This window comes from Bradyrhizobium sp. UFLA05-125, assembly GCF_059803515.1.
The window spans coordinates 1-9,650 of sequence record NZ_JBANBJ010000137.1 but is presented as its reverse complement, the minus strand read 5'-3'; the positions used below and the strand labels follow the sequence as shown (position 1 = coordinate 9,650).

General features: G+C 63.8%; 11 protein-coding genes. 3 read left to right on the top strand and 8 right to left on the bottom strand.

The genetic code is table 11. The features are described 5' to 3' along the window. The 7 genes from SO156_RS45055 to mobB all read right to left on the bottom strand — a co-directional run. Positions 1-191, bottom strand: a 191-nt coding sequence (locus SO156_RS45055; protein WP_498539354.1) for a (2Fe-2S)-binding protein, incomplete at its 3' end; no start/stop codon positions are given. Then, positions 188-1,891 (bottom strand): NADH-ubiquinone oxidoreductase-F iron-sulfur binding region domain-containing protein, encoded by a 1,704-nt coding sequence (locus tag SO156_RS45050; protein ID WP_498539353.1) that lies wholly within the window; start codon positions 1,889-1,891, stop codon positions 188-190. The genes SO156_RS45050 and SO156_RS45055, both read right to left, overlap by 4 nt. A 166-nt stretch (positions 1,892-2,057) precedes the next feature. After that, complete coding sequence (locus tag SO156_RS45045) at positions 2,058-2,342, bottom strand: hypothetical protein (protein WP_498539352.1); 285 nt, start codon at positions 2,340-2,342, stop codon at positions 2,058-2,060. An 89-nt stretch (positions 2,343-2,431) separates the two neighbouring features. Then, the gene (locus SO156_RS45040; RefSeq protein ID WP_498539351.1) at positions 2,432-4,084 is read right to left on the bottom strand and encodes an OFA family MFS transporter; all 1,653 of its coding nucleotides are present in this window, start codon (positions 4,082-4,084) and stop codon (positions 2,432-2,434) included. 320 nt (positions 4,085-4,404) lie between these two features. Continuing rightward, positions 4,405-4,668 carry a sulfurtransferase TusA family protein gene (locus SO156_RS45035; RefSeq protein WP_458148171.1) on the bottom strand — a complete coding sequence of 88 codons (264 nt, stop codon included), beginning with the start codon at positions 4,666-4,668 and terminating at the stop codon, positions 4,405-4,407. A gap of 41 nt (positions 4,669-4,709) precedes the next feature. After that, positions 4,710-5,966 (bottom strand): molybdopterin molybdotransferase MoeA, encoded by a 1,257-nt coding sequence (locus tag SO156_RS45030; protein ID WP_498539350.1) that lies wholly within the window; start codon positions 5,964-5,966, stop codon positions 4,710-4,712. A gap of 11 nt (positions 5,967-5,977) precedes the next feature. Beyond that, entirely contained in the window at positions 5,978-6,505 is a 528-nt protein-coding gene (mobB, locus tag SO156_RS45025; protein WP_498539349.1) for a molybdopterin-guanine dinucleotide biosynthesis protein B, read from the bottom strand. A 210-nt stretch (positions 6,506-6,715) separates the two neighbouring features. Here mobB and fdhD point away from each other — a divergent pair, with 210 nt between their 5' ends. From fdhD to SO156_RS45010, 3 genes are all read left to right on the top strand, one after another. Further along, a complete protein-coding gene (fdhD, locus tag SO156_RS45020; RefSeq protein ID WP_498539348.1) occupies positions 6,716-7,606 on the top strand; it encodes a formate dehydrogenase accessory sulfurtransferase FdhD in 891 nt (296 codons plus the stop codon). Next, positions 7,587-8,234: a molybdenum cofactor guanylyltransferase MobA gene (gene mobA / locus SO156_RS45015; RefSeq protein ID WP_458148167.1), complete on the top strand. Its 648-nt coding sequence runs from the start codon at positions 7,587-7,589 to the stop codon at positions 8,232-8,234. Before fdhD ends, mobA begins: the two co-directional genes overlap by 20 nt. Before the next feature lie 91 nt (positions 8,235-8,325). Next, on the top strand, positions 8,326-8,574 hold the full coding sequence (locus SO156_RS45010) for a hypothetical protein (RefSeq protein ID WP_498539347.1): 249 nt from the start codon (positions 8,326-8,328) through the stop codon (positions 8,572-8,574). Here the strand turns inward: SO156_RS45010 and SO156_RS45005 are convergent. Next, on the bottom strand, positions 8,541-9,650 hold a 1,110-nt coding region (locus tag SO156_RS45005), incomplete at its 5' end, for an FAD-dependent monooxygenase (RefSeq protein ID WP_498539346.1). The two genes, SO156_RS45010 and SO156_RS45005, sit on opposite strands and share 34 nt — an antisense overlap.

Sequence of the window (9,650 nt, the reverse complement as noted above, 5' to 3'; positions counted from 1 at the left end):
GCAGCAAGCACGCGCTCGCCCTCGATTTCGACCATGCAGGCGCGGCAATTACCGTCGGGCCGGTAGTCGGGCGCCGGTGAATAGCAGAGATGCGGGATATCGCGGCCCTGGCGTTTTGCGACTTGCCAGATGGTCTCGCCGTGTTTGGCTTCGACCTGCTTGCCATCGAGCTCGAACGTAATCTTGGTCATTCGGCCGCTTCCTTGAACTCGTCAGGGAAATATTTGATCACGGTTGTGAGCGGATTCGATGCTGCCTGTCCGAGCCCGCAGATCGAGGCATCGCGCATCGCCTGGCTCAATTCGTCCAGCAGGGCGCGGTTCCAGACCGGCCGCTGCATCAAGAGTGCCGCCTTCTGGGTTCCGACTCGGCACGGCGTGCACTGGCCGCAGCTCTCGTCCTCGAAGAACTTCATCAGGTTCAGCGCGGCGGACCTGACGCTGTCCTTTTGCGACAGGATCACGATCGCGGCTGATCCGATGAAGCAGCCGTATTTTTCCAGCGTGCCGAAATCGAGCGGAATGTCGTCCATCGACGCCGGCAGGATACCGCCGGACGCGCCACCCGGAAGATAAGCGTAAAAGGTATCGCCGTCGGCCATGCCGCCACAATGTTCGTCGATCAATTCGCGCACGGTAATCCCAGCGGGCGCGAGCTTCATACCGGGATTCTTGACACGACCCGAGACCGAGAAGCTGCGCAGGCCATGGCGCTCATGACGGCCGTGGCTCTTCCACCAGTCGGCGCCCTTCTCGACGATGTCGCGCACCCACCACAACGTCTCGATATTGTTGATCAGCGTTGGCAGGCCGAACAGGCCGACCTGGAACGGATAAGGCGGCTTGTGCCGCGGCAGGCCGCGCTTGCCCTCGATGCTTTCGAGCAGCGAGGACTCTTCACCGCAGATGTAGGCACCCGCCCCGCGCCGCATGTGCAGCGTCGGGCCGCCCGCGGGCAGTCTTGCGATCTCGCGCTCCAAAATCTCGCGCGCGGCAGGATATTCGTCGCGCAGATAGATGTAGACATCTGAGGCCTGCACAACATGCGCGCCGATCAGCATGCCCTCGATGAAGCGATGCGGATCGCTCTCGAGATAATAGCGATCCTTGAACGTGCCGGGCTCGCCCTCGTCGCCATTGATCGCCATCAGCCGCGGACCGGGCTCCCCTAGCACCGCGCGCCATTTGCGCCCCGTCGGAAAGCCCGCGCCGCCAAGGCCGCGCAGCGACGCATCGTCGAGCGCCTTCAGCAGATCTTCCTTCGAAAGCTCCCCCGAGCGCAGGCGATTGAGAAGCTTGTAGCCGTCAGCTGCGACATAGGCATCGTGCTCGATATATTTCGGCAGATGCGCGTGGGTGTCGCCGGCCTTCGCGGCGGCCAGCACGTTGCCGACGGTGGCGTGGTCGACGAAGTTGTGGCCGACCTCGGCTGCAGGCGCGGTGTCGCAGCGGCCGACACAGGGCGCGCGCACGACGCGGATGCCGGGGCCGCTCGCGCCCTGGAGGTCCTCGAGCAGCTTCTCGCCGCCCATCATTGCGCAGGTCAGGGAATCGCAGACACGGATGGTGAGCGGCGCGATGTCGGGCTCACCCTCCTTCACGACGTCGAAATGCGCATAAAAGGTCGCGGTCTCGAACACCTCGGCAAAGGCGAGCTTCATCTCGTCGGCCAGCGCTGCAAGATGCGCGGCCGAGATCTGGTGATACTTGTCCTGGACCAGGTGGAGATATTCGATGAGCAGGTCACGCCGCCGCGGCCTGTCGCCAAGCAATTGCTCGATCTCATGGGCGGCGGTCGGGTCGACCTGCCGCCCCTTGGGCGTGGCCTTGGCTCGTTTCCGTCCCTCGCCCGGATGTTCGAACGAACGGACCTGGTGCACGTCGTGGCTCATCGCTGCGTCTTGGTCCCTACTCTTAGAACGGCTCCAAATTAACCCATTGGCATACCAGATGCCAAGCAAATAGTTGATCCCGATTAGTCAGGCCTTACAAGCATTTAAGGGGCACGTAGCCCAAGCTCCATGCCCCTCTTTAGTTGTATCCGGTGGCCTCTCGGCCTCAGGTCTTGCTCATGCAGTCCTGAATGTAGAACCATCGATCATCGCCGATAAGACCCTTGGCCTTGACCTCGGCCCGACAGACCTTGAGCTTGGGCTTGTTGGCCGCCCAGGTGGCCTTCATCTGCTTCAGCTTCTGGATGGTGAGCTTGATCCTGCCGGGTGGCTTGGCTTCGGTGGTCGCGGCAGGTGCCGACGTTGCGGGCGCCGTGGCGGTCTGTGCCGACGCGGCATGAAGGCCGACAGCCAGAAGCACGGCGGCAAGGCAGATACGGGTGCGAAGCATGAAATCCCCCTTAAGTCCCATCATGATCGTTCAGAAAGGCGAGCGCCGCGGAACACCGTGACGGCATCCCGCGGCGGTGTCGGTTGCGATCAGAAGATTTTGACCGCGCTGAGCAGCGTCATCCACACGCCATAGGCGAGGGGAACGCCGACGAACAGCCAGAACAGCGCGGCCTTGCCGTCGAGACCACCAGTACCGATCCCGAACGAACCGGTCTGCCCCGCGTTGGCACCGGCCGTTGCAGCCTGGAGCTTCGCCACTTCCGCTTCGCTCATGTACCACTTCGAATCCACCGGCTTGACCAGGTAGTTGCAGATCAGGCCCGCGACCAGCATCGCGCACAGGATATACATGGTCGAGTTATAGAGCTGGTCGCGCGGCACGCCGGCGGCGAGCTGGAACTCGCGCAGGTAGTTCACGACCACGGGACCAATGATGCCTGCGGTCGACCAGGCCGTCAGCAGACGGCCATGGATCGCGCCGACGAACTGGGTGCCGAACATGTCGGCGAGATAGGCCGGCACGGTCGCGAAGCCGCCGCCATACATCGACAGGATGATGCCGAAGCCGAGCACGAAGAGCAGCTTGTTGCCGGTCGCAGCAAATGTCGGCGCCAGCGCGTACAGCACGATGCCGAGGATGAAGAACGTGTAGTAGGTGTTCTTGCGGCCGATATAGTCCGACAGCGAGGCCCAGAAGAAGCGGCCGCCGATGTTGAACAGCGACAACAGGCCCGCAAAGCCGGCGGCGATCGCCGCGATCTGCGCCTTCTGGGCCGGATTGAGCGCGTTGAAGCCGACGTCCGGCAGACCGATCAGCTTGCCGGCGAAGATTTCCTGGAGCATCGGCGAAGCCATTCCGATCACGCCGATGCCGGCCGAGACGTTCAAGCACAGCACCCACCAGATCAGCCAGAACTGCGGCGTCTTGTGCGCGTTGTCGAGATGGACGTGATGCTCGGAGATCATCGTCTTCTTCTCGCTCGGCGGCGTCCAGCCTTCCGGCTTCCAACCCGTCGGCGGCAGGCGATAGCGGAACGCGCCGATCATCATGAAGACGAAATAGATCGCGCCCATGGTGAGGAAGGTTTCCCAGACGCCGACCGAGGTCGGCGACTTGAACTGATCCATCAGCCAGTTCGCCAGCGGCGCGCCGATCATGGCGCCACCACCAAATCCCATGATCGCCATGCCGGTCGCCATGCCGCGGCGGTCGGGGAACCATTTCACCAGCGTCGAGACCGGTGAGATGTAGCCGAGGCCGAGGCCGACGCCGCCGATCACGCCCGAACCGAGCCACATGATCCAGAGCTGATGGACATAGATGCCGATGGCGCCGAGCACGAGACCGCCGCACCAGCACAGTGCTGCAACGAACCCGGCCTTGCGCGGCCCGGCTCGCTCGAGCCAGCCGCCCCAAAGCGCCGCCGAAACGCCGAGCACGACGAAGAACAGCGTGTACATCCACCCCAGGCTTGCGACCTTCCAGTCGCAAGTGGTGGTGAAGAGCTCCTGCCACAATGAAATGTCTGGGCACGCTTTAGGCGCGGTCAGCCCGATCGCGCGCGACAGCGGCAGCCAGAACACCGAGAAGCCGTAGGCCATGCCGATGCACAGATGGATGCAAAGTGCTGCCGGCGGCACCAGCCAGCGATTGAAGCCGGCCGTGGCGATCGTGCGCTCGCGATCGAGAAATCCCGCGCCAGCGCCTGACAGTCTTCCAGCGCTTTCAACTGTAGCCATACAAATCCTCCCCTGCAGGCCGCCCTTCTGAGCAAACCTGCTGCTACGATCCTTGTCCTCAGCCCGTTGCGGCGCAGCCGTCCCTGCTGCTCCGCACAATGTTTCGACGCACGCCAGGATCACGACGCACATTCGAGAAGTCTAACCCCTCGAGTCGGGGTCTATGCCCAACACCACGCGGCGTGGCTTCGCATCAACCAGCTTGTTCCGCGTATCGCGGGCGCGAGTCAACCTCCGCGTCCCCACAGATAAAACCAATTGGGACAGAAGCGCCGATCGATGTCGATAGACAAATGGTCGGTATCAGCGAGGTGACGGCGCTAAGAACGCGGCGCACCATTGATGGTTTCTATTGGCGCATTTGCCTTCTCTATCAAGAAGACGATCCGCGCATCGTTGCGCTCGGTGATTTCGACTTTGTCACCGGTCTCCCGGACCAGATTCGGAATGTCGATCACCGAAAGGGGGTCCGTGCAGTAAACTTCGAGTTGGTCCCCTGCCCGCAACGGTTTCAGCGCCTTGCGGGTCTTCAAGGCCGGCAACGGGCATTTCAGCCCGGTAAGATCGAGTGTCGTTCTGGTCATGATGGCAACATGGCGGGGCGAGCCGAAGGCGTCAACGCGGGTCAGACCATGTTCGCATAGGACAGAAATCCAATGCTCTGGCCCGGCTGAACCCGCGTCACCGCCTCGCCGAGTTCGACCAGCCCGTCCGTCTCGACCAGTGAGGACAGAAGCCCTGCCCCTTCGCGCGGAAACTTGATGGCCTCGAGCACGCCGTCCTCGGCCTTGCGCAAGGAGACCCGGACATATTCGCGCCGGCCCTCCTTCTTCTTGTAAGTGAAGGCCGCCCGCACGGGAATCGGAAGCAGCGGCTCCGGCAGGCCGCCTGCGAGCGCCAGCACCGTCGGTCGCACCACATGGACGAAGGTGACGAAGCTCGCGACGGGATTGCCGGGCAAGCCGATCAGAGGCGTGCCGCCGATGATGCCCATGGCGACCGGTCGGCCCGGCTTGATCGCCATCCGCCACAACACCAGCGTGCCTATGCTCTCGACCGCGGCCTTGACGTGATCCTCCTCGCCGGTCGACACGCCACCGGTGGTGAGGATCAGGTCATGCCGGCCTGCAACCCCCTTCAGCCCGCCCGCGAGCGAGGCTTGCTGGTCGCGCAAGATGCCGAGATCAGAGACCTCGCAGCCGAGCCGGCGTAGCATCGCCATCAGCATGAAGCGGTTGGAGTCGAAGAGTTGCGAAGGCGCGCGCGACTCGCCGGGCGAGGCCAATTCGTCACCGGTCGAGAACACCGCGACACGAATGCGCCTGATGACGTCGAGCGCGGTCAAGCCGAAGGCGGCGGCCAGCGCGACGTGTTGCGGCCGCAAGCGCTGACCGGCGCGCAAAGCGACGTGACCTTGCGGAATGTCCTCGCCGGCGGGCCTGACGTTTGCGCCCGGCTTCAGCCCAGGCGGCAGCACGACGTCTCCGCTGTCTTCGATACGCACATCCTCCTGCATGAAGACGGTCTCGGCCCCGTGCGGCATCGGCGCCCCGGTGAAGATGCGTACAGTATGGCCGGGCTTGATCGGATGATCGGCGGCACTGCCGGCCGAGATACGACCGTCGAGCGGAAACGCTGTTTCCTTCACTTGCGGCAGGTCCGCATTGCGCACCGCATAGCCGTCGACTGCGGAATTGGTGAACGGCGGCAGCGGCAGTGGCGCCGCGATGTCATGCGCGAGCATGCGCCCGTCTGCATCGACCAGCGCCACGGTCTCGATGTCGGCGATCGCGTTGACGCGGGCCGCGATCAGGCTGACGGCATCGTCGACCGACATCATCGGTCCACCGAATGCAAAGCAATCGTCGGACAGTTGCGCCATGATACTCCTCGTCAGCGCGCGAGCGCGCTCTTCGCCATCGCCTCGTCGGCCGTCATCGCGGAGCGCAAGAGGAGCGCGGCCACCGCTGGGATATCATCGAGATGGACCGTCGGCAGCCTGGTTTCAACCGCAACGTCGGTCGCAATCCCGACAATGCCGGGATCGTCGGGAAACAGTAGCGGCTTGCCGTTGACAGCGCGATGCACCTCGATCTTGCGATGCGGTTCGCGCTTGAAACCCTCGACCACGACGAGGTCGACCGCCGACAGCTTGGCGAGCAGTTCCGGCAACCGCGGCTCCGCTGCTCCCCGCAGCTCATGCATCAGCGCCCATCGATTTGCCGAGGACACCAGCACCTCGGCCGCACCCGCCTCGCGATGGCGCCAGGAATCCTTGCCGGGTACATCGACGTCGAACTGGTGATGGGCGTGCTTGATCACGGAGACGCGCAAGCCTTGCGCGTTGAAATGCGGAATCAGCCGCGTCAACAGCGTGGTCTTGCCCGCTCCGCTCCATCCCGCAAGGCCGATGATTTTCATTCCAGTTCGATCTCCGCCAGCGGCTCGATAGCCGATGGAACCTCCAACTTCCCCCGTCATTACGAGGAGCGAAGCGACCAGGCAATCCAGGATGTCCGCGTAGAGCAGTCTGGATTGCTTCGCTTCGCTCGCAATGCGAGGGAGGCATTTTGCCCATTCCTTTCCATGCTTATATCGGCCTGAGCCGAATGTCATGCTAACGTCGCGCCCATGATGAAGATCGACAAAGCCCCGGTGCCCTTGATCGTCCCGAACCCGAACGATCCGCGCCTGACGCAGAGCGTCGTCGGCGTCGACCAGGCAGGCGCGAGGGTCGAGACCAGGGTGCCGATGGAGCGGCCGCTGACGCTTTATCTCAACTCCCAGGAGATCGTCACCATGATGACGATCGGCGATTATCCGGAGTATCTGGCGCTCGGTTATCTCCTCAACCAGAACATGCTGAAATACAGCGACGCCGTCGCCGAGGTGGAATATGACGACGATCTCCAGGTCGTGGTGGTGCGCACCTCACATCACACCAATTTCGAGGCGAAGCTGAAGAAGCGCACGCAAACCTCGGGCTGCGCCCAGGGCACCGCGTTCGGCGACCTGCTGGAAGCGGTGGAGAGCGTGGCCCTGCCGAAGGCCGAGCTGCGAACCTCCTGGCTGTACGAGATGACGCAGACCATCAACACCATGCCCTCGCTCTATCTCGAGGCCGGCGCGATCCATGGCTGCGTGCTGTGCAAGGAGGGCACGCCGCTCTGCTACACCGAGGATGTCGGCCGCCACAACGCCGTCGACAAGATCGCGGGCTGGATGTACCGCCACGGCGTCGAGGCATCCGACAAGATCCTCTACACCACGGGCCGGCTCACCTCGGAGATGGTGATCAAGACGGTGCGGATGGGCATCCCCATACTGGTGTCGCGCTCGGGCTTCACGGCCTGGGGCGTCGATCTCGCCCGCCAGGTCGGACTGACGCTGATCGGGCGGACCCGCGGCAAGCGCTTCATCGCGCTCGCGGGCGAGGAACGCATCGTCTACGACCAGAACCTCGCTTACGTCGAGGAGGAGTCGGCCAAGCACAAGCGCAAGGGTGAGGGTGGTGACGACTGAGATTCCGCCGACCGTAGGCGTGCTGCTCGCAGGCGGCCTGGCGCGACGCATGGGCGGCGGCGACAAGCCAATGCGCACGATCGGCGGCCGCACCATTCTGGAGCGCGTAATCGCGCGCCTGAAGCCGCAATGTGATGGGCTGATCCTCAACGCCAATGGCGAGCCTTCGCGCTTTTCAGCATTCGGATTGACCGTCGTCGCCGATGACGTGCCCGGCTTTCCCGGACCGCTCGCCGGCATTCTCGCCGCACTCGACTGGACCGCGGCGAACCGGCCCGGCATCGAATGGGTGCTGAGCGCTGCCGGTGACTGCCCGTTCCTGCCGCGCGATCTCGTCACGCGGTTGCAGGCGGCGCGCGCGGCAGAGAATGCACAGCTCGCCGTCGCCGCCTCCGGCGAGCAGTCGCATCCGGTGATCGGGTTGTGGCGCGTCGCCTTGCGCGACGAATTGCGCCAAGCCCTCGTCGTGGAAGATATCAGGAAGATCGACCGCTGGACCGCGCGATATCCGCTCGCCACGGTGACATGGCCGGTTCAACCGCTCGATCCGTTCTTCAATGCGAACACAATCGAGGACATCACGGAAGCGGAGCGGCTGGCCGCGCTGGACGAGCGCTCAGCTCAATAAAATTGTGCCTTCTTTTAGGACACGAGGACGTTGAACCGGATCGAGGCCGGCAGCGACCCAAAATGGGGACATTGCCACCCCCGCGGACCCCATGGTCGACTCCTTCTTGAATGCCCTGTTTACCGTGATCGATTTCGTCTACGATCTCTCGGTCGCGATCGATAACACGAAACGGCTGAGCCGGATGGCCACGGGCAGCGACAAGATCGTCAACGTCCCTCAGGACCCGAAGCCGCTGCCGCCGGCTGCGCAGCGTGCGGTCGCCGAAGCCGAGAAGCGCGAGCGCACGCGCGAGGCATCTCACGCTCACGCCGCCAGCGGCACCTGCCAGGCGTCGTAGCCATAGACCCAGCTCGTATCGGTTCGCTCCTTCAGCCAGATGTTGGCGCGCGAGGTCTCCTGCACCCGCGTGGTTCGTTCCTTGCGGGTCGCTTCGAAGCGGCGAAACGCGTTTGCCACGCCCTCCCGCTCGACGCCATCCAAACAGCGCGACAGCACGGCGGCATCCTCGATCGCCATTGCCGCCCCCTGCGCCATATAGGGCGTCATCGGATGGCAGGCGTCGCCGAGCAGCGTGACCTTGCCGTCCGACCAGCACTCGAGCGCATCGCGGTCCATGATCGCCCATTTGTGCACGTCGGGACACGCGGCGAGCACCTGCGCGACCTGCGGATGAAATCCTTCGAACGATGCGCGCAGGTCCCGCACGTCGCCCTTCGCCGACCAGGACTCGATGCGGAAATCCGGCTCCGGCTGGCTGGTGACGAGATAGACTTCGCTGCGGTCCGGCTTGACGTAGTAGATGACGATGTGACGGTCCTCCCCCCACCATTTGGTGCAGTCGTCGATCTTCTCGCCGCCGAGCAATGACGCGGGATAGGTGGTGCGATAGGCGATACGGCCGGTGAACCTGACTGGCGCCGTGTCGAACAGGATGTCGCGCACCAGCGAATGCACGCCGTCCGCGCCGACCACGGCATCGGCGATAGCGCTCGTGCCATTCGCGAACGTGAGCCTCACGCCTTCGGCGCTCTCATCGAGACCGACCAGCTTGTGATTGAGCCTGATGCATTCGGCGGGAACGAGGCTGGCGAGCGCCGCATGCAGATCGCCGCGATGCGCGAGCAGATAGGGCGCGCCAAATTTCTGCTCGGCGCTCTCACCGAAGATCATGTCGAACTTGACGTCGCCGCTCTGCCAGTCGCGGTTGTTCCAGGAGCGTGGATAAAAGGAGCAATCGCGCATACGCGCTTCCAGCCCGAGCGCGCGCAACACTTTCATCGCGTTGCAGCCGACCTGGATGCCGGCGCCGATGCGGGCAAATTGCGACGCCTGCTCGTAGACCATGGCATCGATGCCGACGCGCCGGAGCGCCGCGGCGGTGGCAAGCCCGCCCATGCCGGCACCGACGATCGC

Bases quoted from the DNA above. Each gene is read 5' to 3' on its own strand.
- SO156_RS45035 (WP_458148171.1), bottom strand. From the start codon at position 4,668: ATGACCAGAACGACACTCGATCTTACCGGGCTGAAATGCCCGTTGCCG.
- fdhD (WP_498539348.1), top strand. From the start codon at position 6,716: ATGATGAAGATCGACAAAGCCCCGGTGCCCTTGATCGTCCCGAACCCG.
- mobB (WP_498539349.1), bottom strand. From the start codon at position 6,505: ATGAAAATCATCGGCCTTGCGGGATGGAGCGGAGCGGGCAAGACCACG.
- SO156_RS45045 (WP_498539352.1), bottom strand. From the start codon at position 2,342: ATGCTTCGCACCCGTATCTGCCTTGCCGCCGTGCTTCTGGCTGTCGGC.
- SO156_RS45040 (WP_498539351.1), bottom strand. From the start codon at position 4,084: ATGGCTACAGTTGAAAGCGCTGGAAGACTGTCAGGCGCTGGCGCGGGA.
- SO156_RS45050 (WP_498539353.1), bottom strand. From the start codon at position 1,891: ATGAGCCACGACGTGCACCAGGTCCGTTCGTTCGAACATCCGGGCGAG.
- SO156_RS45030 (WP_498539350.1), bottom strand. From the start codon at position 5,966: ATGGCGCAACTGTCCGACGATTGCTTTGCATTCGGTGGACCGATGATG.
- SO156_RS45010 (WP_498539347.1), top strand. From the start codon at position 8,326: ATGGTCGACTCCTTCTTGAATGCCCTGTTTACCGTGATCGATTTCGTC.